19 protein-coding genes are annotated in these 24,166 nt (G+C 44.9%); all 19 read left to right on the forward strand.

Features of this window, described 5'->3' with window-relative positions; translation table 11 throughout:
• Nucleotides 1–16: 16 nt before the first annotated feature.
• The 19 genes from AC6CHU_RS05250 to AC6CHU_RS05340 all read left to right on the forward strand — a co-directional run bounded on the left by AC6CHU_RS05250 (nt 17) and on the right by AC6CHU_RS05340 (nt 24,116).
• A complete protein-coding gene (locus tag AC6CHU_RS05250) occupies nt 17–1,291 on the forward strand; it encodes a hypothetical protein (RefSeq protein ID WP_498120556.1) in 1,275 nt (424 codons plus the stop codon).
• A 98-nt stretch (nt 1,292–1,389) separates the two neighbouring features.
• Entirely contained in the window at nt 1,390–3,534 is a 2,145-nt protein-coding gene (locus AC6CHU_RS05255) for a hypothetical protein (protein ID WP_498120558.1), read from the forward strand.
• Between the two features lies 1 nt (nt 3,535).
• Nucleotides 3,536–4,960 carry a hypothetical protein gene (locus AC6CHU_RS05260; protein ID WP_498120560.1) on the forward strand — a complete coding sequence of 475 codons (1,425 nt, stop codon included), beginning with the start codon at nt 3,536–3,538 and terminating at the stop codon, nt 4,958–4,960.
• Nucleotides 4,961–4,981: 21 nt separating this feature from the next.
• Nucleotides 4,982–6,214: a hypothetical protein gene (locus AC6CHU_RS05265; protein WP_498120562.1), complete on the forward strand. Its 1,233-nt coding sequence runs from the start codon at nt 4,982–4,984 to the stop codon at nt 6,212–6,214.
• 21 nt (nt 6,215–6,235) lie between these two features.
• The gene (locus AC6CHU_RS05270) at nt 6,236–7,321 is read left to right on the forward strand and encodes a phage major capsid protein (RefSeq protein WP_498120563.1); all 1,086 of its coding nucleotides are present in this window, start codon (nt 6,236–6,238) and stop codon (nt 7,319–7,321) included.
• A gap of 69 nt (nt 7,322–7,390) precedes the next feature.
• The gene (locus AC6CHU_RS05275; RefSeq protein ID WP_498120564.1) at nt 7,391–7,909 is read left to right on the forward strand and encodes a hypothetical protein; all 519 of its coding nucleotides are present in this window, start codon (nt 7,391–7,393) and stop codon (nt 7,907–7,909) included.
• A gap of 22 nt (nt 7,910–7,931) precedes the next feature.
• Nucleotides 7,932–9,977, forward strand: a complete 2,046-nt coding sequence (locus AC6CHU_RS05280) for a hypothetical protein (RefSeq protein ID WP_498120566.1) — start codon at nt 7,932–7,934, stop codon at nt 9,975–9,977.
• Nucleotides 9,974–12,082, forward strand: coding sequence for a hypothetical protein (locus AC6CHU_RS05285; RefSeq protein ID WP_498120568.1), 2,109 nt, complete (start codon nt 9,974–9,976; stop codon nt 12,080–12,082). The genes AC6CHU_RS05280 and AC6CHU_RS05285 overlap by 4 nt, the downstream gene beginning before the upstream one ends.
• A 23-nt stretch (nt 12,083–12,105) precedes the next feature.
• Complete coding sequence (locus tag AC6CHU_RS05290; protein ID WP_498120570.1) at nt 12,106–13,899, forward strand: hypothetical protein; 1,794 nt, start codon at nt 12,106–12,108, stop codon at nt 13,897–13,899.
• 15 nt (nt 13,900–13,914) lie between these two features.
• A complete protein-coding gene (locus tag AC6CHU_RS05295) occupies nt 13,915–14,424 on the forward strand; it encodes a hypothetical protein (RefSeq protein ID WP_498120572.1) in 510 nt (169 codons plus the stop codon).
• A 12-nt stretch (nt 14,425–14,436) separates the two neighbouring features.
• Nucleotides 14,437–14,772 (forward strand): DUF8818 domain-containing protein, encoded by a 336-nt coding sequence (locus tag AC6CHU_RS05300; RefSeq protein WP_498120574.1) that lies wholly within the window; start codon nt 14,437–14,439, stop codon nt 14,770–14,772.
• A 1-nt stretch (nt 14,773) separates the two neighbouring features.
• Nucleotides 14,774–15,763 carry an Ig-like domain-containing domain gene (locus AC6CHU_RS05305; protein WP_498120576.1) on the forward strand — a complete coding sequence of 330 codons (990 nt, stop codon included), beginning with the start codon at nt 14,774–14,776 and terminating at the stop codon, nt 15,761–15,763.
• 18 nt (nt 15,764–15,781) lie between these two features.
• Entirely contained in the window at nt 15,782–16,081 is a 300-nt protein-coding gene (locus tag AC6CHU_RS05310) for a hypothetical protein (protein ID WP_498120578.1), read from the forward strand.
• Between the two features lie 52 nt (nt 16,082–16,133).
• Nucleotides 16,134–17,681, forward strand: coding sequence for a hypothetical protein (locus AC6CHU_RS05315; RefSeq protein ID WP_498120580.1), 1,548 nt, complete (start codon nt 16,134–16,136; stop codon nt 17,679–17,681).
• Nucleotides 17,682–17,739: 58 nt separating this feature from the next.
• Entirely contained in the window at nt 17,740–18,927 is a 1,188-nt protein-coding gene (locus AC6CHU_RS05320) for an Ig-like domain-containing domain (protein WP_498120584.1), read from the forward strand.
• Nucleotides 18,927–19,412: a hypothetical protein gene (locus tag AC6CHU_RS05325; RefSeq protein WP_498120586.1), complete on the forward strand. Its 486-nt coding sequence runs from the start codon at nt 18,927–18,929 to the stop codon at nt 19,410–19,412. Before AC6CHU_RS05320 ends, AC6CHU_RS05325 begins: the two co-directional genes overlap by 1 nt.
• Nucleotides 19,384–20,433, forward strand: coding sequence for a hypothetical protein (locus tag AC6CHU_RS05330; protein WP_498120588.1), 1,050 nt, complete (start codon nt 19,384–19,386; stop codon nt 20,431–20,433). Before AC6CHU_RS05325 ends, AC6CHU_RS05330 begins: the two co-directional genes overlap by 29 nt.
• A gap of 17 nt (nt 20,434–20,450) precedes the next feature.
• Nucleotides 20,451–21,170 (forward strand): hypothetical protein, encoded by a 720-nt coding sequence (locus AC6CHU_RS05335; protein WP_498120591.1) that lies wholly within the window; start codon nt 20,451–20,453, stop codon nt 21,168–21,170.
• Between the two features lie 18 nt (nt 21,171–21,188).
• On the forward strand, nt 21,189–24,116 hold the full coding sequence (locus tag AC6CHU_RS05340) for a hypothetical protein (protein ID WP_498120593.1): 2,928 nt from the start codon (nt 21,189–21,191) through the stop codon (nt 24,114–24,116).
• Nucleotides 24,117–24,166 lie beyond the last annotated feature (50 nt).

A 24,166-nucleotide genomic window follows, 5' to 3' on the forward strand; every position in this document is an offset into this window, starting at 1 on the left:
TTTAGGGGGTATTTCTATGTCAGGGGAGACATTTGAAACGCTATATGGAAGTAAAGGGATAGACACACCTTACGAAAGAGAAACGATTACCTATAAACCGGATATCACATACAGCAAGAAAGACCTTCGTGAGATCCTTCGACCGGAGACGATTAACTCACTGGAAAGATCGAGAACGTTCACGATCAGCCATAATCTCTCGGAATACGATGAGCTGATCCAGGAGATTGATCAGATGCTGCAGGACCTGGAGGCCCGAAACGATGCAGGCCTTATATCCAGACTGAAGGACCTGTTGTCCCAGAAAGCCTATAAGGAAATAATGGCGTTCGAGAGAGAAAACAGTGGGTACCAGCAAACAGGCGACTTTGAATTGTATTCGCTTTTATATCATATGAAGGAATCTGCCATCGTCCGAAGAGACTTCTTGGATGAACGGTTCCGCACTCAGTTTACGAATGAGACAGAGATCGAGAAGATCCAAGAAGCCGAAGAAGCATCCATACGGGAATGGGAGCAGATGGAGGCGCTAGTGACAGAAGGATATAAGGAACTGGCGATTCAGCATGACGAAGAGGATTTCTCCATTCAAGATGAATCCTTATCCACACATCCAGCAGAACTGTCTTATGAGTATTTAGAACAATTAGATAGGAACAAGCGGAGTAAGGAGCTGCTGCACACTTCACTGGCGGATACATCTTATGTGCACCGAAACCGCTACTTCATGTTCTTGGAGATCGTCGAGAAAGCGAGGGTCCTGGTTTACCATGCAAACAGTCTGATTGATATGAACCTGAAGGACTTTGTATTGAGCCTAAATGGCATGGCTGGCCTGTCTGCTCCAAAGTCGCACTTGATCTTGAACTTCCGGAAGGTAAAGGAGAAGCATGAAGGATTAAAGGGGCGCATGATGACCATTGAGGACGAGAAGGAATCCTTTGCATCCGAGAAGCAGTTCCTGTACCAGCAGCTGGAGATCAAAACAGTAGAGCCGATCAAGAACTGGATGTACCAGCAGGAGGAAGAATATAGCGGCGCATTGGATATGTTCTCTCAATATATGGTGGATTCCATGATAGAATCACGCAGCACATACGAGAAAACCATCGCTGATATGCTGAATTTCTACAAATCTGAAGCCGATTTTTATGACCAACAAATCTATTTTCTCAAGAATAAAGAGGAAATCCGCAAATTTTACAGGATTCTTGAGGATTTAGAAGAAGTGGAAGAGATTCATGGGGAATGGGTGGAAGAGTACCTGAAGGCCAACGGATACAGCGTTTAAGCGTGCGTGTAATGTATTACCATAATCATGTATAATAACGTTGAATTAGATTATTTCATGAATAATGAGCTTTAATCGTTGAAAAGGGGGTTACATTCTTGGCGAAGCTCTGGAATCAAATGATCAAGAATTTTACGCTCAAGAATGCTCCCTCTGGCGGCGGGTCAAGCGGTGGCGTCGGAGCGATCAATCGAGACCCAAAAGCTATACAGGTTAAGCGAGTCGGATATCAGTACGTAGAAGGCGGCGGCGGCCGGGATAGTTTTGAAGGGCCGCAAGCAGACTTTGACTTAATTGATACAGCCATCCAGAGAGATTCCTACATCATGCAGACCATGATGAAGTATAGTGAATTAATCTTCAAGAGCGGCTGGTATTTAGCAGGGAAGAATGAACAGGCGCTTGAGTATCTAAAGCTTCGGATGGAAATGATGGCCGTTGCCACGAACATTCCAACAGAAGAATTGTTCCAGGGGATAGCGGATGATATTGTCCGTTATGGAAACAGCTTCATCGTAAAGGCAAGAGCCAAAGGGGGAGTAGGACTTCCGCCAGGACTGGCAGCCCTTCCGATTCCTCCGGCAAAAGAACCTATTGCAGGGTACTTCCGATTGCCTGCAGCCTCCATGACAATCGCAAGAGACATCAATGGAACTGTCCTTAAGTATAGGCAGGAAATTGAAGGTGCGGACAAGCCAATTGACTTCAACCCTCATGATATTATCCATATCGCCGTAAACAGGCCTGTAGGCAGACCATTCGGCCTCCCATGGATAGCTCCTGTTCTTGAGGATGTTCGACTGCTGCGCAAAGTAGAAGAGAATGCAGCCTTGCTATTATATCGACATATCTTCCCGCTTTTAGCTTATACAGTAGGGATTGATAAGCCTGGATATGAGGCAACGGATGAAGAACTCTCCACTTTGCAAAATGTCATTGAGAACATGCCGACAGATGGAGCAATCGTACTTCCGGAAAGACATAAGATCGAAGCGGTACAGGTAGGCGGCATTGATGGCAAGCCATACTTGGATTACTTCGAACAGCGTGTGTTCACCGGACTGGGCATGAGCTCAGTGGATATGGGGCGTGGCGATACAGCCAACCGCAACACAGCCGATGCCATGGGCGGCATCAAAGCAGACCGAGTGAAAGGGTGGCAAAAAGCCCTTCAGACCCAAATTGATAAGTTTATGATTGATGAGATCCTTGTTGAAGGCGGATTTGATCCTCTTGCGAACCTGGAATTTGATATCAATTTCGTCTTTGAGGAGATTGAGCAGGAACGAAAGATCGCAAAAGAAAATCACGCCATGCTGAAATGGAACTCGAATCTGGCAACGTTTGAAGAAACTCGCACAGAGATGGGGTATGATCCGGCAGCAGACGAAGCTCGTCTTCAGTTCCAGATGATTGGAATGGCAGTGGCAGAACATGGTGCAGCAATGCAAGCTAAGACCGCAGCTGAAACCAGCAACAAAAATGCTCCAGAAAATCAGAGTGGGAAGAAGACGGCACCTAAAAAGAAAACGGAATCTGTTCAAGAATCCGTCTTCCAAGAACTGTTCGGAGAAACAACCAAGGCACTTCAAGAAACCCTCCTATCGGCTTATCAAACGTTGGAGAATGACACATTGGATACGGTCCTGTCTCATGTAGAGAAAAAGGCCTTTCCAGTGAAAGAGCCAAAGGAATGGCTGGCTTCCTTGCATTTTAGCAAGGATAAGATGCTCAGGTCTATTCAGCAAAGCACTCAGAACGCTCTGTCAGAGGGAATCACGAAAGCACGGGCGGATGTAGGCCGTGAGAATTATGCAGATGTAAGCAGACAAAAGGCGATGCGCATTGTAAAAGAATACGCAGAGGAATCCCTTGATAACCTGGAGTCCACTCTGAAGCAGACGCTCACAAGCAAACTGGAGACCTGTGAGAACAAAGAACAAGCAATTCTAGCCGTTAAAGGCATTTTTAAGGCTACCACTCATCGAATGTCCTTCATGAGCAAAACCTTCCTTGCAAAGTCTTATAACTTCGGATATGCACTGGCATGCAAGAAGTATGGAGAAGAGCATGTGAAACCGGTCTATGAAGGATCTTGCCCGACCTGTCAGGACAAGGCAAAAGAACATATCTCACTTCAACAATTTTCATCCTTGGATGAGGTTGCTATATTTTACCGGATTCCTCCATGGCATCCGAATTGTGATTGTCCATTAGAACACGTTAAGGGAGGTGAGAAATGAGATGAAGTATGCGTTAAATGAGCATAAGGCCAAGCAATTGATTACAGGAAGCTTAACGGAAAGTGTAGGGGTAGTAGGGAAGATCAAGCCGGAAACGGTTCAGCAATTGTCTGAATCCGCACAAGGCAAGAAAAACCGCAAGCTGATCGTACAGATGGAAGCCATCCATGTGGGACGCACAGCTAACTATACATTTTACACAGAGACAGGATTAAAAGAAGGATTAGAGTCATGGACTCACCCTTACAGCAAACCGGTCCTAACACACCACGATGCACATAGCGGAGAGCCGGTTGGGCGTATCCTGCGTGCAGAATTTGCAGAGTCAACCATGTCCGGGCGAAAAGGATTAATCTTCACTTGTGAGATCACCGACCCAGCAGCTGTTGAGAAAGTGCTTGATGGAAGATACCAAACGGTCTCCATTGGGGCGACAACAGACAAGGTGACTTGTAACATCTGCGGTACAGACCGTACGAAAGAATGGTGTGAGCATTGGCGAGGCGAAGAATACGAAGGACAAACTTGTCACTTTACCATTGGGACAACCTTTGGACGTGAAGTGTCTTACGTAAATGTACCAGCTGATGAAAATGCCGGAAACTTTTCTGTGACAGTAGAAGATGGCGACACTGAGGAATCAGCAATGCAGATCTTCCAAATAGCAGAAGGGTTAATGGAAAACGTTCAGATGCCAGGAGTCAACTTGTATGAGAGTGCAAGTGAAGACATCAAGAAACTGGTGGACGGATTGATAAATACAAATGAAGGGAGTGCTCAAAGCCAAATGAAATACCAACGTGATGCAGAAGGAAACCTGATCTTAGATGAGAGCGGGAATCCGATTCCAGTAAAAGAAACATCAGTTCAAGAAGGAGCCGGGACTCCAGCAGCCCCTACAGCTCCAACAACACCAGTTCAAGAATCTGAAATCCAGGTTCAATTGAATGAAGCAAACTCTACGATCACTAAATTAAAATCCGAGTTAAGTGAAGCACAAGCTGAACTGACTAAGCAAGTGATTGAGAAATCCAAAGTGGATACACAGTTAGCTGAAGCACAGGCAGATGTGACTCGATTAACTCAAGAGAATGCGGACCTTGTAGCGAAAGCACACAAGGCGCTGGCTGAGAAAGTTGTTGAGATGAAACTTGGCCTTCGCAAAGCAGACGTGGTGGGTGTTAAGCCGGAAGAAGCTGTAGCCGAACACTTGAAGCGCACAGAAGAGTCTTTGTTGGATGCAGTTAGAGATCTTCAAGCTGAAATGAGCAATACAAATGCACAGCGTGGAGCCGTTACAAATCCAGGTGCTGCAGGTGAAGACAACAACCCTAACAACCCTAAAGAGGGCGACGAGGAGAAAATGACAGTCGAAGAAGGACTAAGCATGTTCAAAGGCATGTTCGGTTCTAAAAAGAAGCGATAATCACAAAGGAGTGACACACAAATGGCATTATTCCAAGGAACTACTGGACCTTTACAGGATACTCCAGATCAAAAGTTCAGAACTAATACGAAGCTGCAAGCAGGTACACATGATTCACCAGGTGAGAAGTTTTTAGTTGACCCACGTCTTCCTCGTTTATTCCGTTATCATTTCGGTGGCGATGGCTGGGTGGTTATCCCTAAGGGCCGTGTAGTGGCACCAGCTACTGACGATGGCGATGGATTCCAAAATGGAACAATCATGGACTTTGACGGCAACGTACGCCGCCCAGTTCTAACACTTGCTAACGGCGGTGTGGATGTGACTGGCGAAATCAACCGTCAAACAGGCGAAGATTACACTCGTGCTGCGAACAAGCCAATCGGTGTAGCTTACGCTAACCTTTATGAAGAATTCGTTGATGGATTCAATGGCATGCAGCCAACAATCGAAAACGAAATCTATATTGAACTTCCGTACATCCCGAACAAAGCGGATGCAGAAGAAATTCAATGGGGTGCCTTCTACGACACAAACATTAACCGTCCAGTAAAAGCTGGTGACTTTGTAATGTCAGATGAAAACGGTTATGTGATCAAAGCAGATTTCGATCTTGTGCGTGAGCAAATCGAAGCAGCTGCAGATCTTGACGGAGTGAAAGCAGCTCTTAAAGAAGAGTCTCGCCTTCGTGAACAGGTAATCGGTCAGGTATGGGCTGTTGAAACAAACTTACCTCCTCAAGGGTGGTTGAAGTGGGTTGGATGGTCTGCTGAACAGACTTCAGAAGACATGTGGAGAACAGCTTCTGGTGCGACTCATGCAGATATCGGAGCTCAAGACGGATTCCCAGGATACCCTTACGAGCGTTCTTACCGCAATGTGGACAAGCGTGATGGCAAGTACTACCCACAAGGTATTCCAGGATTAACAAACGGTGCGAATATCGAAGTACCTTTCACTGATCAAGTAATCGGTCAAGTAATGCCTGGTCAATCTGGTCGCCACGATTTCTTCTTATTAAATACTCCTGCAGTAGAAGGTTCAGTAGAAATCTTTGTTGGTGGAGAAAAAGTAACGCCAAGCTACCTTGATGTAACTTCTGGTCGTGTAATCTTTGATGCCAAAGAAAATACAACAGGTACACCGCAAGACGTAACAGCAACTTACAAAGCAGTAGGACAGATTCCAGGAGTTCCAACAGGTTGGGATTTCAAAGGCAGCATCGGTGCTGTACGAATCTTATTACAGAAATAAGGAAGAGGGGGAAACAACACGATGAGAAACATTAGTGAAGCGCAATTAAGCCAGGAATCAGTAGCTGTGCTTAAACGCATGCAACGTCAATTAGATCTAGCAGAGGACTGGACAGACATTCCGAAATCGGAGTTAGTATCTGTATCAGAAGCTCTTTCCACACAGGATGCCAGCATCCTAATCCCTCGTGTCATCACTGGCATGATGAGAGAAGCTGCAGAGCCTTATTACATCGGTTCTGACCTTCTTCAAAAGGTTCGTCTAACAGAAGGACGTTCGATTGAATTCCCATCTATCGGAGCGATGAGAGCACACGATATCGGGGAAAGCCAATCATACCTAGAAGAAACTGTAGACTTCCAATTACACCGTACTCAGGAAGTCAAGGTCGGCAAATCGGGTATGGTCGTGCGAGTGACCGATGAGATGATAAACGACTCCCAGTGGGATGTTATCGGTATCCTAGTGCGTAAAGCAGGGGAAGCGATGGCTCGTCTGAAAGAAGAAAAAATCTTCACTCAGTTCTCTAAGCACGGACATATCGTATTCGATAACGATATCCGTCAAAAGTATCCTGAAGCTGGTACAACTGGTATGGACATCGAAGGCAACCTGAATAACACAATGTCTACTGAAGACATGATCGACTTATTCATTGCTGTAATGTCTAACGGATACAACCCAACTGATATCCTAATGCACCCGCTATCATGGTCTGTCTTCTTCAAGAATGACATCATGAACAGCCTTACACACGCAGCTCTTGGCGGTTCTCAAATCACGAACCTTCAAATCAGCCCGGATCAAGTTCAAGGTCGTCTGCCATTCGCAATCAACCTAAACTTCACTCCATTCGCACCATTCAACTTCGAAACGAAGAAGTTTGACATGTATGTTGTGGACAGAAAGAACATCGGTATCCTTTTAGAGAAAGATCCTCTAACAACTGAGCAGTTCGATGATCCAATGCGTGACATCCAGTCAATCAAAATCAAAGAGCGTTACGGTATCGGCGTTCTGAACGAAGGTAAAGCGGTAGCGACTGCTCGTAACCTTGCGTTTGAAAAGTCTTACCCAGCTCCAGATCGCATCAAAATCGTATCTTAATAGTTAAACCATAACCCTAAGAGGCGGGCGAAGTAGTTCGCTCGCCTTTATTATTAAGGAGGAAAACCCATGCCTACTTTGAAACTTGGATTGGCACCTGGAAAGAGCGGCTACTTTGACCCGCTAACAAACTTATATCTATCTCTTGATAAACCGATTGACACCGTTACGTATACGGATGCCAAACAGCTGGAAAAAATCACGCATGCCTTACTATCAACTGTTCCGGCACTTGTAAAGTATGAAGGAGACCTTCCGCAAGAATCAATTGATGCCTGGAAAGCGAAATACGATAAGATTTTCCGTGCACCTACGTTCAAGAATATCGTAGAAAATGGAAAAGTCATTGGCCAGGTTCCGGTTAAAGATGTTGTGAATTCTTCTGTTGGTGATGATGGACGTGCGATTGAAGGCAACCGTGCGTTTAATCGTACAGATAAAGTTGAAGCAGCAGCTGAACCAGTGGCAGCAGTTTCTGCAGGTGAAGCAGAGCAGGTAGAACTATTTGCATCTGAAGCATCTGAAGAACAAGTAGAAGCTAAAGAGGCTCCAAAGAAGAAGACGACTCGCAGCAAGAAACAAGACTAATTAGGGGAAGGCGGGACGGACGATGCCACTAGAGTCCTTATTTTCTGCGCAAGTCACACAGCCTTTTCTGCATGAGTCCTTTCCTATACAGCCTCATGAAGCCCATGATGACAGATTGTTTCGGCATATCGTCTTTCCAGAAGACTCTGATGACCTGACTCTGCGTGTTCGTGCCATTAACAGAAACCATGTTACAGAGGCAATCGTGGCCCAAAAGCATGTTCAGACCCATTTAGTCTTCGAGGATGCTCATAATGAAATCTTCCGTGTCAAAGCCGTGTTGTCTACCCCGGACCACGGCATTGACCATTCTCATTGGGTCACTAGCAAAAGACTCGAGGCTCAGTCATCCTTAGCTCACAACCAATTCCGGATGCGTGGTGTATCCAATCAGAATTGGAAGAGTGACTGGGTGTATTCAGAAATTAGAGACCAGGAAAATGACCTGGTGATCTATAACATGCTTCACGATGTGCTGGACTTATTATTAAGTGTTCATGATGATCAGATCGATTATCTAATGGATTACATTGTTAGTGATACCTTTGCACAAATCCTCAAAGAGAAACTCCCAAGCTTTTCGACCAGCCTTGAACCTGAAGAGTTCCAGGCAGCGACCATTGAAGAATTGCTGAGTCTTTTCTTGAATAGACAAGAAGCAAATCCAAATGAAAAAGTGGTCACACAACTGGGAGAGAATTTCTTAGCACTGGCGGATGAACTTAAAAAGGAATTCAGAGAAACCGTCATGGCTTCACCTAAAGAGTTCACAGACATGTACCGGACATACAAGTTATTGGATCGCTACAGCGAGTCACAGAAAGATGCTTTGAATCTGATTATGGAGATCTTCCTGGAAGACCGTTACGAAAAGTTGGCGCAAAAAACAAATATTGAAGTATTGCTGCAGAATGAAGAAGAAATGGGCATTTATCTAAACAGCAGCTATGAATTCGACATTAAAAGCGAGCTCATCAGTGCTCTATGCTCTGCATCGTTGAATGACAGCTTTGTTACAAAGCTTGAGGATGCAGTACAATTAATATCAGAACCAGTTGTTGTTGAGAGCTTAATCTATCAGCAAGATGAGACAGTTGCCAAGTTCCTTCGACTGGCCTTAATGGAAGTGTATGCACCTTTGGTTGCTGCCGATTCAAGGCTTCTGGAACTGGAACATGAACTGTTTGATCAACATGAATCCGCTCCAACCGGAAGCATTGTGGAGTTTACAACCATCGATTACGAGGAAGAAAAACGAAACATGCTGCTGTTTGATGTAGTGGAAACCTTGTTCAAGGGAGATCTTGAACTGAAAAGCGAGTATGAAACTTACCTTCTGGATAGAGTACTCAAACTGGCGATTGATGAAAAGAAATCCCTCTTGATTGACTATCATCTGGAGGAATATATGGGTCTCTTGTTAGATCGAGGAGAGTCATTCCGACTTTCTTATGTGAATCAGTTTAAGAACCCTACTGATACGATATCAATGGGCCTTCTGGAGCTGGCACATGCCGGTCACAGTAAAGAGAGCCCATCCCTTAGAGAATCTTACAGAACGGCCTTCAGTGATGCTTACGTGTTAGCAAGCAAGAAGGTTGGCCAAGCTGCGCATGATTCTGTCCGCATCAGCGCCCTTGAATTACTCTTCCATCAGTATGAGTCATTCAAGAAGAGCGTAAACGAGCGGATGCAAGCGTCTCTGACAGACAGTGCCATAGCTCGCTCTAAGGATAAACAGACTGGCGCTTTTGAAGAATTGGCATCTGTAATGGAAGACCTGGCCAAGTGCGAGAATGTTCTTTCTGACCACCATTTCAAAGAAGAAGCCACCATGGTTCCACATGATATGTACTTCAACTTGTTCAAGCACTTCCTAAGGGATCCTAATAAATATCCAATCTTGGAAAGCTTGAGGCAGGAACTTTCGCATGACCTGGCTGATAAGTACTTCATGGATGGGACAGATCGGGTTCAATATGCTCTTGGAAATATGGGAGAAGGTTGGCCAATAGGAGTCTTCAGACTTGGAGTCAACACATTAAAAGGCGAGGTGTCTAGCTCATGAATCAAGATGCTTTAAACAAGTTATTCGCCATGCTGCCTGAAGGAAAACGCAAGCAGGAATTAATGGCTAAATATGCAAAGCTACAGACAAAATCAGAGAAAAGAGGTGGAGATGGTTTGAACGATACTTTTGAATTTAAACCAACCGGCCATATCAAAATTGAGGCAATCGACGAAACTGGCGATGTTGTAGGTGTCCTTGCTGATCAACCAAACCTGGTTGTCGATGGGGCAGAAGAAATTCTTCTTCGTGCATTCTCCGGAGATCCTAATCGCATTCTGTACAAGAACCGCATTCCAAAGACTGCTACAGGTGTAACTGAAAAGATTTACATCCCTGAAAGCAAGCTACACAACGAAGCGTTAATCAAAGACGGACAGTTGCTGCACGCTCCTAACGTTCTTTGGACAGAAGTAAATGACGCAGACTTTGAAGTAACTTACGGATATGCTCCTGTGACTTTATTTGTAAAAGAAGAACAGTCTCTTGAACCAGGAAAGAAGGCTTTCTCTATTTCAAAGACTGCAGCTGCTGATCGAGTGCCATTAACATCTGAGATTTACTCTACTTTCACAAACATGTTCATTGGCATTGGTGAAGGGAAGAATTACAAAGTGGACTTAACAGATCCACGCTTAAAAGTATCTGAAGGTGTGGAGCGCTCTTCTAGTCGCATTGAGACAGAAACAGAAGGGGATAGCCTTGAGTTTTCTGTTAAAATGAGCAACTTCGTTTTAGAAGTTGAAAAATCAAAGACAGGTGCACAAATCGATGTCCTGATCAATGGTGTTCTAAAAGAAACAATCGATGCATTGGATAGTGAATTGGATACGCCTGAAATTGTGTCCTTTGAGTATGATGAACTCAGCACAGACACAGAAACGACTGTAAAGATTGTTCATTCTGGGGGAGACGAAGGTGTAGCAGCACCTAAAATGTCTATCACAGGTCTTCACTTTGATGCGTTGCATAAGGGCATGAATGGATTGATCAAAGAGTTCAAGAACTATGAAACAGATTTCTTAACTCCTGCGGCATTTAATACAACACCGATGGCGCCATTTACGATTCAACTTCCGAACTTCCCTGTGAAAGAAGGAAGCGTCAAGATCAACTATGAAGGCATTGATTTTACAGAGGCAGCAGAAGAATTAACGGATACTTCTTTTGAAGTAGATTACTTCCGTGGGCTTGTAACATTCAATCGTGCTTTGACCGGTCTGATGGTAACTTACTCTTCTACAGGTGAGATTTACGATTCGGAGCTTGTTTCTTCCATGACAGCTGGCAGTGGATCAGCTTCCATTGTAACACCGACGCCAGTCGTGAATGCTTCTGCGTCCGGAATTGTTGATGGAGTGAACAAGGTCTTTACACTCTCACATAGTGATGTGGACGCTGACACACTTGTTGTAAAGGTAGATGGATCTGCCGTAGAAGTGGAATCATTTGCTGAGGGTGCTCGATCCTTCACTCTTCCTACTGCTCCAACTACTGGACAAGTGGTTTCAGCCGATTACACACGAAATGTAGTTTCTAACGTGAATCGTTCATTCAATAGCTATAAATTGATGTTTGCTGCCCAAGCAGGAGAAATTGAACTGTTCGACCAGGACGGAAACAAGCTGAAGAAGGTATCAGGTCTTGAAGGCTTGGTAGATGGAACATTCTTTGTTGATCCGCAAGATGCAAAGTTGGTTAAGATGTCCCAGAAGAAGGCAGACGGATCATTCATCACTCGAGTGGAAGTTCGTTACAAGTCTGAAGAAAGACCAGGTGTTCCGACTCAATACACTCGTGCGGTTATTGAAAAGCCAAAGACAGTGAATGAATATCCATGGTTTGAACTTGACAAAGGGTCTGTAAAGTTTGTAGCTGAATTCCCAGAAATGAAGCCTGCTCACAATATTACGATCCGTGAAATGGGACTCTTTGATGGACCACGTTCAGACGATAAGATTTCCGGATTCCGCAACTATCCTGTAAAAGCCTTCTCTCTTGTTCGTGTAGGAGAAACACGCAAGGAAGTTAATACAGGCATTCGAATCACTTGGACGATTACACTTCTGAATGCAGATGGCCAATCATTCCAAGGTGGAAGATAAATAAAACGAAGAGGTGAAGATACATGTTGAAAGACATTTCAGCAATGAACCCGAAAGGGCATGTCAAACTAGAGCTTTACAACGATGGAGGGGTTTTCTTCAAGAAGGAGAAAAAGAACCTCGTTGTTCAATCGGCAAATGAAATTGTTGCAAACATGATAGCTGACCCTGCAAAAGTTCTTCGTGTGAACCAGGTAGATAAGGGAGATTCCTCCCTTTCTGCTAATTCACAATTGCTATATGCTTTCCCGCTAAGTGTGCAAGGGGAGCAAAAAGGCAAGCTCGAAGCAGACTGGGGTTTAACAAATGCACAGAAAGAATTTACATTAGAAGAGTTAAAGGGCATTACCAGCCTGGATGAAGTCCTGGTTGATGGAAGTGCGCTAACCATTGATACTGATGTGTTCTTGCTGGATGCTGAGACAGGAAAGATTGCGTTTAATGAAGCACCGACGGCAGCAGTGGAAATTAAGTTCCATAAAATCAAGAACAAGTACATGAAAGTCATTGCCGGTACGGAGAAAGTGGAAGTAAATGGCACGGAGTGGACTCGTTCAGCTGTAGCAAGCAATGATAGCCAAACGTACCAGGTGAACTACCGTACAGGTGAAGTGCTATTCGAGCAGCCGGTTCAAAAAGTAACAGTCGCATATGACTACCATATGCATTATGCATTAGGATTCATGGCACTTGGCGGTAAGCCTTCTGCAGCTCATCCGAACTATCAGCCAGTGGAATTTGGCAACTCCGATAAGCTGTCAACATTCATGAGAAATGAACTGCCTGGATCTCGCATGCCAATTATCTATCCTTCTTCCATTACCAATGGAGCAACAGAAATCGAGCCAGCTATCCCTACGCAGCCAGTCGCAACTGTGCAAAAGACAGCAACCATTGCAATCACGGACAATGGAGATGGCTCTACAAAGAAATTGACGTATGATCTTTCAAATCTTCATGATAGCGGATCTGGTGCAACAGGCCGCACGCTGTATGAACTGGTTTCGGTTAAGAACACGACAACAGGTGCTGAAGTCAAAGAAAGAACCACGACTCCTACAAATACGCTAACTTCTGTAACCATTAAGTTTACCGATAGTGATGTAGAGATTGGGCACACCGTGGACGTGACATATCGCCTGAAGCTTGATAACCGTCATTTAACTTATGTACTTGGACAAGCTCCTGTAGTGAAATTGGTAGCCGTTCGTCACATAGATGCAGTTGACTCTACTAAAGTAAAGGCATATAGCATTGTTGATAATGGTCTGAGACCGAACCAAGGTGACGTATGGATCTCAAATCCTAACACAGGACATATTACTTTTAGCTCTAACCCGACTGGTGGTCCAGAAGTTCACACACCTGGCCAAGTTCAGGTTGAATACATGGTTAACTCTGGTACAGTGGTTAAGTTTGTAGCGGATTTCCCGAAAGGTGTTCCAGCTCCTGTTCTTGAAGACACAAGCAAAGTCGTAACGGCGGTCAGTGGCCAATCATCCATCTCATTGGATTATGCCATTGCTAAAGATGAGACAGGTGCATTCCTGACTCCAGAAGTGAAAATCAACGGAAGTGCTCTTGAAGCAGGGGGCTACCAGATCTCCATTGATGGACGAAGCATCATACCAAACAGCTTGAGTGCCAATCAAGTAGTCGCAGTCAATTACAAATATGAAAAGACTACTCATGACATTTATCAAGTGGCCATGTTCGATGACAAAAAAGGCGGCAAAATGTTCAACATCTCTGGCATCGGCCCTGTTACAAAAGATAAGAACACTGGCATGCGTGTTACTTGGTCTGTCACTTTCTAATAAGGAGGCCAAACTATGGCGACTGACTTTATGAAGCGGATTGCCTTCTTGGACGGACAAGTCCTGCATGACTTTCACTTGAACATCATGCAGAAAAACATTGCTGAAGCCATTAAATTGAAGACGACACGAGAGAGATATGATTTCTATCTCCTTGTGTCGCCTTACAATATGTACTACCACGAATCGTTTGTAGGAAATGAAGACAGAGATCCAGAAAGCACAGCTGCTTTAAATACTCTTCAGTTTTCCATCAGTCAAGGTTCATGGGTCAGCAATTTGATTGAGATCCCTTCTCCAACCGAAGAGATCAACCTGGTGTCAAACTTTGAAGACTATCCGGCTCAAGGAGCACATGTGAATTTTTATTACAGAACGGCAAAGGGAAATGAGTGGATCCCCATTACCCCTGACCAGCCGGTGCTATTGCCGGTACAAAAGAAATATTTCCAAATTAAAGTGGAATGCCTTTACACGGGAACTATCAGGCCTTCTGTGTATGATTACGCATTGATGTGGAAGTAGGAGGGATAATCAATGGCATTTGTTCGACAACATCCTGATTATCCAAAGTTCCGGATGAAGAAAGGTGTTATGCCTGACTTCTCCGGGGCTAATTATTCAGATCAGGAAACGCCCGCTGGCGTAATGGATGGAGCCAACAAGCTATTCAAACTAGCTGAGAAGCCCATCAAAAATAGTGAAGAAGTTTTTAAAGATGGCATGAAGATGGCCAGGGCCTCCACACTTGCTATGCAAGATGGAGATTACTTCATGGATTACCAGACAGGTGAGATCATCTTCTCAGCTCTTCAGGTACCGCAGCCAAAATCCGTCATCCGAGTAAGCTACAAGTTCATGAAGGCGGTGTAGCATGAACGTTATTTATAAAACACTGCCACGGCACACGGAGGAAAACATCCCTTTGGATCAGACTCTTGAAGTCTACTTCATGGTTGATATCAACAAGAATACTTTCACTCCTGATAGTGTCATTTTGTTTAACGTTACCGAACAGATAGTGGAGCCCGTGTCGTTTGATTACAACAGACGAGTGCTTAAAGTAAAGCCTGTTGGTAAATTAGGTCCGGACAATCACTATCAGCTGCAATTAGTTGGGGGTGCCAAAGGTTTAAAGGATATCACAGGCAGAAGCATGGCCCAGACATTCGAGCTGGAGTTCTCGACAAAAGATGTGGAGTCCCTAAAACCTCCAACCATTATAGCTCCTACAGACGTGTCGGTCATCAGAGAGTCTGCTACGTTTCAACTCGAACCGCAAAGCAATGCAGACTATTATGAGATTCAAATCTCTAAGAGCAATACCTTTCATCATTTGCTTTGGCCTACAAACGGGGAAAAAGTCTACGGGACACCAAGTGTCTCTGTGACACCGGACATCCCTTACCAGACAGGCCTCTATTATATGAGGGCAAGATCTGTGAGCTCAAAAGGGGAAGTGAGTGCCTGGTCAGATGCCATTCGTTTCTTCTATGAAGGAGCACCCATTATACGAGTGCCTGAAGAAGAACCAATGCCAGATGAAGTGGAGCCAGAGGAACCGGAAGAAGAGCCTGTAGCCGCTCAAAGCAAAAGGGTGATTTTGCAAACCAAGAGTCATGCAAAAGAAGATCAGTTGACCAGTCTTCAACAGGTGTTCTCAGCCAAGGCAGGAGAGACACTGACCAGTTTGCGAGTCAAAGCTTCTTCGCCAAAGGACAAATCCGTAAACAACAATGTAGCGACCTTCAACAGTGTGCTGGCAAACGGCAACCAGAAGAGGATTGTTATCGAGTTTACAGAAGATATCGATCCGGCAACGGTCAGTAAGCTTTCTGCTTACATTCTATCAGAACGAAACTAAGGGAAAGGATAGGGAGTCATGGCTGAGATTATTACTGCAAAGACGACAGGGGATGTCACACAAGTACAGATCATTAATCAGACAGTGTTCATAAGCAACGAGATCCCAATCCTCTCAGTAGAAGGGGATGGACGGACGTTTACAACCAACTATGAATACGTGAAGAATACCCTGCGTGTATGCCTGAATGGCATGAGGCAAAGACAAGGTATTGATAGCGATTATGAAGAATTGGGGAATAATCGGTTTCGTTTTACCCACTCACTCGATGAAGAGGATGAAGTGATCGTTGATTACATTACGATCCTGCAAGGATAGGGGCAGCCTCCTTGAATTGCACCAAACCATTATCCTATAGGAGTGATTTTTCATGGCAATTTCACGTTTAAATGGCAAACAGATACGTCCTGGCGTCTTAACCAATCAGCATGTCGCTGATGATGCCGGTATCCACGAAAGCAAACTGGATGTCAACTGGGGCTCTCACTATGCTGAGGCACTTGAAACGAAAAAAGTCGTAGACTTCGTTCAAGTAGAAAATAAAGAAGTAGCTGGTCTGACAGAACTGAACCTATCCCAAACGGGTATTTTGGAATCAGATGCACCCGTATCTCAATCCATCGGCACAGAAGAAGGTGTCATCACAGATGCTCCTTACAATAAAGTACCAATGCGTGATGCAGTGACAGGTGATTCATTTGTTGGACCTGAAGGACAAGAAGTTTATGGCCGCATGGTTCATGACGGAGTAGACTTTAAAGTGCTATTCGTTTACGCAGAGGAAGAGACAGAAGTTCCGTTCACAATGCCGGAAGAAGCATTTGTTGACTTCCAGTACATGGAACGTTTCAACCTTCGCACCATCTCTGAGCTATTTGCAGCAAACGAAAAGTTTGTAGCAGGATCTGCTGATATCACTGCCTTCCAAAACATTCACCAGCTGGCTCGTGACATCTATGGTTCAGGATATGTCCTTGGCCGTGATGGAAAAGGCAAACTGGAAGTGTCATTAGCGAAGCAAATCTCTGATGAAGTGCAGGCTCGTTCAGAAGCAGTCGCTAAGATCAAAGAAGATCTTGTATCTCAAGAAGCGGGTAAAGGTGCAAGCTTAGTCGGCATTGAGGATCTGGCTAATATCTTTACAGCTGTTACAGTTGAAGGTGCCTTAAAAGAGTTGCATAACAAGATTGAGTCAGCAGCTAATGGTGGTTCTACTACTCAAGAAGAAGTAGATGCGGCCCGTGTTTCTGAAGTGACTGGCGAACACGCTACTCTTGATGCACGCCTGGAAGCTGACATTGCTGAACTTATCTCTCGTCTGACTACGGAAGCACAGCGTGCAGAAGCAGCAGAACAAGCGAACGCTCAGGCAATTGCGGATGAAGCAGCTCGTGCCGCACTTGCTGAACAGGGGCTTCAAGATGCATTGGATGCAGAAGTGACTCGTGCCTCTCAGGCAGAAGCAACGTTAACGCAAGGCCTTGCAGATGAAGTCGCTCGTGCGGAGGCAGCAGAACTGGCACTGGATGAGCGTGCTAAAGAACTGGAAACGGAAGTAGAAGCTGCCCGTGGAACGGAAGCATCGATTGATGTCCGTTTAGACCGTGCCTTAAACGAAGACGGTACGTTAAAAGCAGGCAAATTAATTCATGAACACTTCCGTGCACGCTTCCAAGCAGCTGGCGGAGAAGCTGAACTATTGCTTTCTCAGTTTACTTCTAAGAAGACATTGCCTACATCCTTCCAGGTAGGTGACGATTCTCTTGAGGTTTACATCAATGGTCAACTTCAAGAAGAGGGATTAAACTACCAAGAAGGCACAAATGGCGACAAGATCACGTTTGATTTAGGGGATGGCACCGTTCTTGAACCTACTGATATCGTTCAAATCAAGTTCCATATTAACAATGCTGAATAAGTGAAAAATGCCCTCCTTCCTTTGCGGGAGGGGGGTCTTTTTGAAAGAAGGTGACAGGATGAACTATATTGGAGAATTTCAAAAGGATTCCACGATTTTGCTCGAATTACTAACTAAAGACGATAAAAACAGTCCAATCCCTACGGATTTCCCTCCCACAGCATTGATCGAGCATTATGACCGAAATGGATTACATGAGGTAGATAATGTTAAACTTGAAACAATGGATGGTGGATCCCGTCATATCAAGGTTTATCCCATTCCTATCGACTTTCAATACGGTGATTATATCATTACGTACAAAGTAGTGATTGATGGAAAAGAGTATACGACACAAGAGAAATTTTATCTTTCTCGAACCGAACAGATAGTTCAAGAAACGAACCAGGTTTCGTATGAGCTTCTTGATCTTATGAAATCTTATACTCCTGCATTGCCTGAAGAGGAAGAAGAAGAGGAAGAGCCTGCCACCAGTGCTGACGGGTATATAATGCCACCTGATTTTTCTATTGCGCTTGCCCGTGACCCAGAAGTCGTGAACAACCGGATTATCTTCACCCTGGCTGACAACATGAAATTCAACCAGACCTATCGAGTTGTCCTGGATAAAGAGATTCGCTCTGTAACCGGGAAACGATTGGGAAGCATGAAGACGATCACGTTCACTTCCGAATACAAGCCTCTTTTATCGACTCCATCAGAAGTTCAGTCGGTTTTAAGAAGTACCTTCAAGTACTTTACGCCGCATGATATTTATGGAGCCATAAGAGATGCCAGCGAAAAGGCCATGGTCCTTTTAGGCAATGTGGCTGATCCAAATAACGCCAGATACCGAGACATCCGGGACAATGACACCAGCTTGTTCCCTGCCCAAAAATTTGTCATGTATGAAACTTCCAGAATGCTGATGAATAATTTAATGGTTCGCATTTTGAATGGAGCGGATGCAGAGGAGATTGAAGCAGGCTCAGGCATGATCAATGAAACCGGCGGCTCTATCACGTTAGGAGACTTCTCCATCACGGATAAAACCAGCTCTTCTACTGGCATTGGCGGATCTGGAAACGGAAACAACGAAGAAGAATCGCCACTCAAGAAACTGCAGGCCATGCTGCAAGCGAATGAAAAGGATCTGAAATTCTGGATGGATTCCATGATGGGCCGAAACCGCAGAGGTTTCGCTTCACCAGTTTCCTCTTCATTTAGAACAGCTGCCGGCACTCCGGAAGGACGTGGATTTGATTAATGATTAACGTCCGAAAGAGGTTAGCTCAGTTTTTTGATCAGTATTCACATGAGATTGTGTATGTCCGGAGAGATGTTCGCTTTCGATGTGAATGTTATAGCGAAAGAAGCGGAGAGCCTTCTGTTGATTGTGCCAAGTGTTTCGGCACAGGCAATGTCGTGCAGATAGAAAAAGTCAGAACCAGAAGGAACATCTCTTCTGTTCCTGAGACGCTTATTGGAGTTAACCAGCTCAGTGCAGCCGGTCGAATATCTCCGAAAGCCTATGTCTATTACCTAGAACATGACATCAAGCCTCAAACCAATGACCTGATCCTTGAAGTAATCTGGGACATTAATGGGGTTCCCCGGTACATCAAAGAAAAACATTTGATCAGTGCGGTGGAACCGAAGTTCGGATACAAGGGTCGAACGGAGTTTTACCAAGTGTATGCCCGCTACGACCAGAAGGGAGCGCATGATGATTCAGCCCTCACCGAGCATTGAGTATCTGCAGCATCCTCACCTTTATGTGGAACGGACAGTCGCCAACGGAAAACGTCTGGTGATGGTGGCCGAAGCCGATAAAGGAGAGCTATATGAGCCCGTATTGATATACAGCAAGGACATGGCCTATGAATTCTTTGGTGGAGGACCCTTAGTGTCTGCCTATGAAGATGCCACAACCTTTCAAGAAGGATTGGAGATCTATCTCATGAGAATAGAGCCATTCCAGTATGAGGTTGCATTTGGTGTTTTAGAAGTATTTGATTTCGATCTTTTGTATTTAGACAATGTGCACTTCGACAAGAACCCTGACATGTTCCAAATGATACTGGACTTCTCCTTGATCAAGCAGGAAAAGGGAAGCTTGGTTCACACGATTACTACCTTATCTCCATCTTTAGGCAAACAAGGCATCCTCTCACTGAAAGGATCCATTGCCAGCCTGACGATTGAAAATGGAGATGAAAGCATCGAGACAGGCAAATACCTGTCAATCGTGCCAGATCAGTTCTTATACAAGAAGGCTGGAGCAGTATATGCCGGCATGCTTTCTGCTATTGGTCCGGAAGTGAGTCCCATAAACAAAACTGTTTCAGACGTGTCTCTAAAAATGGAGTTCGTAAAAGAAGAAATCGAATGGCTTCGGGAAATAGGCATTGTCTGTTTTAAGAATACATTTAAAAAAGGTGTTACATGTACATCTTCCAGCTGTGCGGTCAGTACGCCAGGGAGTGTCCATAAACATATATCGAATTTCAGGATCGCTCAGTCCTTGATCAATCAAGTGTCTCTTGAGCTGCAGCCGTTTGTTGGAAGTACAAATCTATCGTTCCAGGCCATGAATATCGAGGATGTCATAGTAGCCATCTGCGAAGACTTTGTGGGAACCAGAATTAGAAGCTATGATTACACACTTTCGATTAGCGAGCGCCAGGGGTACATTGAGGTCGAGATTGAAATCGTCCCGATCTTCTCAGTCCATAGCATGACCACACACTCTCGAGTGAGGGTGTTCAAGTAAGGTAAGGGGGTGAGCGAATGAACAATGTGCCAACGAATATGACGAATCCTTTTGCCTTCATCAAGAAAGCACAAGAGATGCCTGCTTCACTGAAGCAAGAATATCAAGATTCCAATAACAGTTTGGGCCAAAGTCAAGCCAATGATGGACGAGCACCACTCACGGATGCTTACATTGACAATCGCTTACGTTCAGATAAACCCATTACTTTCTTAGGTTTTGTGGATGACTTCCGAAAGCTCTGGGAAGCAGCCGGGAAAATAGCAAAGATCGTCCGGAATTCCCCTCTGAAAGAAGATGTGGATTTTCCGACCATTACGTATCGGGTCGTACGCAGACAGCTCTCTGAAGGGTTCAAGGACCTGAAGCCTCGCCCCCGGGGCACCATTCGCCATCCGCATATGGAAGGTGAATACATTGAGCTGTATGGCCAGATGTTCGATGTGTGGGTAGAGTTTTGCGTCTACTCCTTGAGTGCAGAAGAAGCAGATGAACTCGTCATGGAGATTGAAGAATTCTTGCAGACCTATGCAGGCTTTTTCAAGAAGAATGGGGTTCAGGAAATCTTGTTCCATGCACAGGGGGAAGATGAGGTGCTAACCGAAGGACGTGTTGGCGCTGCCAAACGAAAGCTGCTTTATACGGTGCGCTTCGAGAAGCTCATCGTGAGATTTCTTAATGAAATCCAACAAATTGCTGTTCAAGCAAACCTTCATTCCTTTGAAGGAGAAAATTAATTAAGGGAGGATTCCTAAATGGCACAATTCGAACAGTATGAAAACCTACCGGGTGTTAAGGTTGATTACCAAGATGGCAATCTCCACACCGGTGCTCAATCCGAGCAAGCAAGTACCCAATCGATTCTAATCATCGGTACTGCACTTGATGGCCCTGTCGGTGAACCGATTTCTGTAAATGCAATTGGTGGACCGAAAGCAGCCGAGAAAATGTTCGGTGGTTTATTAGAGCGTAGGAAAGTCGTAGAAAACGGAGAAGTGAAGACAGTTAAAGTTCCTCACCAAGGTTCTTTAATCCGTGCGATGTGGGAAGCCCTTCGCTCAGGCAACGACGACATTCGCTTGCTTCGTGTAGCCGGCAAGACAGCTAAAACTGAACTTCCTGCGAAAGATCCTAACAGTGAAGTGATGGAGCCGCTTGCGGATGTCTTCGGTAACCAGCTGATCCCTGGTAACGTAGAATTCTCCAAGTCTCTTGGTCTTTCTGCTAACCAGCGCTTAGTAAAGATTGAAAAAGTTGAAGAGTTTGCAGGCACTGATTTAGCATCTGCTCCTGTAAAGACATTCCCTGATAGCACTGGCTACTTGAACGTGGACACTACGGTTGGCTCAGAAACAGTATACTTTGGCAAAGATAAATTCCGTCCAAAGAATACAGTTAAAGTTACGTACAAAGCTTCTACACGTAATTATACAGAAGTTACACGTAATGACGATGGCAGCACAAACGAATCCACTGCAGGGCTGCTTACACAAGATCCTTCCATGACAAACTACTTCTCTTCTGAAGTGGGCAACTGGTCTGATGATCCGATGCATCAAGCAAACGTATATGTGATTGATGGAACGGGCAATGTGAACACGATTCCTTCTGTAAATGCTTCTGGCGAGCGCTTATGGCGTATCGGTAAAGCAGATGCAGCTGTGGTTAATGAGCTAACAGACGTGATTACAGCTAGTGAGTTCAAGCAAGGCGGCATTCGATTCACTTCTGCTTATCAAGCTGAAGTGGGCAAAGGAATTTACCCGGCTCTTTCTGGTGTGACTGTAAAGGCTGATTACTTCTACTACAACGATCTTGAAGTGGTTGGAACAGCTACTCAATTGGTTCCCGGAACAGAAAAGGTGACGTTTCTAAAGTTCATGCCAATCTCTGATTCACTTGAAGTGCATTACGAGTTAAATGGTGTGAAACATTCTCTAGTAGAAGGTACTGACTACACAGTAGTATTCCCTTCAACTCCTTCTGAGAGAGTAGAAGTACGAGTGAAAGCAGGCGTTGGCCCTGTTGGAGCGAAACTATTTGCTCATTACAAGACAGGTGAAAACAGCACACAAGGCGCTTATCTTGAAGTGTCAGCCATTGCTCCAGGACGCATCTATGGCGGCAAAGAAGAAACAGGCGAAACGATTGACGACCTATACGGTGTCAAAGTAGCAGTTGAGTATGAAGTGAATGAAAACGGAACGATTGATATGGAAAACCGTGTAATCCGCTTCATTAAACCAACTGAAAAGCGTGCAACTTCTGCTGATGTGGAACTTCGCTTCCGTACAAAAGAGTTGCGTGGCATCCGTACTCTGCGTGAATTTGCAAACTATGTAAACAGCCTTTCCACTTTAAACAACATCGTGCGTTTAGATGTTCCTTTACATGCGGGTGAAGTGCCGGTTGCTGGATTGCTTGTAACAGATTACACAATCAGCCAGATCAATGGACGTTATGACTACCGCCCAATCAACCTTGGTGAGAAGTATAACGAAAACACGATGTCATTCGGATTATTCATTGATGACAGCAAGCCTGAAGGAAACCCAGAACGTTACCCTTGGTTGGGTACTGATGGATTCTTTAACTCTGCGGATCTTAAAGACATGGCTGCTCTATATGAGACGCTTGGCGGACAGTACAAACTAGTTGAAGGCACACTGGATGAATTCGAATTAGTAGACCAAGGCATTTACTCTAAGCTTGAAAACTATGCAGTAGATATCATTCTATTAGCAGACGTTCATGCTAACACAGCTATCGGCGGCGTTGCAGAAGACGGTTCCATTGTTATCGACGACAGAAAGAACTTTGCGACACAGCTTGCACAACACTGTGCGATGGTTTCTGCAAAGACATCTGAAACAATCGGTGCTATCGGAATTGCTCCAGCTCCACTCGCCGGACTTCGTGAGGTTCAAGAGTACATTGATCTATTAACGAAGGGCGTTGCAGTGAGCGAGGAGAAGGCAGCATTCTATAATGCTCGTGGAATCAACCACAACTTCCAGAACCTGCACTACATGTACAACCTTGCCACTCATGAGCAGATCTTCAACGACGAAGGAGAGCCAATTGACATCGGCCGCTACGTGAGCGTTGTCTTTGGTCCAGAAGTTGGCCTGGCACACGAGAAGCTTGGCAATTATGTAGCAAACGGTGCAAGCATCTATGCTTCCTTGATTTCTCAGTTGAGAGCAGAAGTCTCTACAACGAACAAAGAAGTCTCTGCCATTGGTCTTCGCTATAACCTTTCTGAGGCGCAGCATAACCAGTTGGCTGGAGGAAGATTCGTAACATTCGAGTCTAAGATTGTAGAAGGCGGCAGCCGTGTCATCGTAGTAAAAGACGGTGTGACAGCAGCAGGTCCAAACACAGACTACCAGCGTCTGACAACTGTTCGTATCACACATGCAACGGTTCAATTGATCCGCAGCAAGGCTGACAAGTTCATTGGACTTCCAAACGGCATCGCACAGCGTAACTCTTTGGCAACAGAGATCCAAGCTGGATTAGATAGATTAAAAGAATTAGGGGTTCTCGAAAACTTCAAGTTCTCCATCTTCTCTTCTGCGAAAGACCGTGTACTTGGAAATGCGTTCATCTCGCTTGAACTAGTACCAGCTTACGAGCTTCGCAAGATCTACACAAGTGTAGCTCTAAGAGCAAGCCTGTAAGGATCTCATGAGGGGGACAGGCTCCCCCTTGTGTTTATATAAACCAACTT

The sequence above is a fragment of the Cytobacillus sp. GQ23 genome (assembly GCF_059758675.1).

Coding starts and splice junctions, on each gene's coding strand:
- AC6CHU_RS05250 (WP_498120556.1), top strand. CDS start 17: ATGTCAGGGGAGACATTTGAAACGCTATATGGAAGTAAAGGGATAGAC.
- AC6CHU_RS05260 (WP_498120560.1), top strand. CDS start 3,536: ATGAAGTATGCGTTAAATGAGCATAAGGCCAAGCAATTGATTACAGGA.
- AC6CHU_RS05265 (WP_498120562.1), top strand. CDS start 4,982: ATGGCATTATTCCAAGGAACTACTGGACCTTTACAGGATACTCCAGAT.
- AC6CHU_RS05270 (WP_498120563.1), top strand. CDS start 6,236: ATGAGAAACATTAGTGAAGCGCAATTAAGCCAGGAATCAGTAGCTGTG.
- AC6CHU_RS05275 (WP_498120564.1), top strand. CDS start 7,391: ATGCCTACTTTGAAACTTGGATTGGCACCTGGAAAGAGCGGCTACTTT.
- AC6CHU_RS05280 (WP_498120566.1), top strand. CDS start 7,932: ATGCCACTAGAGTCCTTATTTTCTGCGCAAGTCACACAGCCTTTTCTG.
- AC6CHU_RS05285 (WP_498120568.1), top strand. CDS start 9,974: ATGAATCAAGATGCTTTAAACAAGTTATTCGCCATGCTGCCTGAAGGA.
- AC6CHU_RS05290 (WP_498120570.1), top strand. CDS start 12,106: ATGTTGAAAGACATTTCAGCAATGAACCCGAAAGGGCATGTCAAACTA.
- AC6CHU_RS05295 (WP_498120572.1), top strand. CDS start 13,915: ATGGCGACTGACTTTATGAAGCGGATTGCCTTCTTGGACGGACAAGTC.
- AC6CHU_RS05300 (WP_498120574.1), top strand. CDS start 14,437: ATGGCATTTGTTCGACAACATCCTGATTATCCAAAGTTCCGGATGAAG.
- AC6CHU_RS05305 (WP_498120576.1), top strand. CDS start 14,774: ATGAACGTTATTTATAAAACACTGCCACGGCACACGGAGGAAAACATC.
- AC6CHU_RS05310 (WP_498120578.1), top strand. CDS start 15,782: ATGGCTGAGATTATTACTGCAAAGACGACAGGGGATGTCACACAAGTA.
- AC6CHU_RS05315 (WP_498120580.1), top strand. CDS start 16,134: ATGGCAATTTCACGTTTAAATGGCAAACAGATACGTCCTGGCGTCTTA.
- AC6CHU_RS05320 (WP_498120584.1), top strand. CDS start 17,740: ATGAACTATATTGGAGAATTTCAAAAGGATTCCACGATTTTGCTCGAA.
- AC6CHU_RS05325 (WP_498120586.1), top strand. CDS start 18,927: ATGATTAACGTCCGAAAGAGGTTAGCTCAGTTTTTTGATCAGTATTCA.
- AC6CHU_RS05330 (WP_498120588.1), top strand. CDS start 19,384: ATGATGATTCAGCCCTCACCGAGCATTGAGTATCTGCAGCATCCTCAC.
- AC6CHU_RS05335 (WP_498120591.1), top strand. CDS start 20,451: ATGAACAATGTGCCAACGAATATGACGAATCCTTTTGCCTTCATCAAG.
- AC6CHU_RS05340 (WP_498120593.1), top strand. CDS start 21,189: ATGGCACAATTCGAACAGTATGAAAACCTACCGGGTGTTAAGGTTGAT.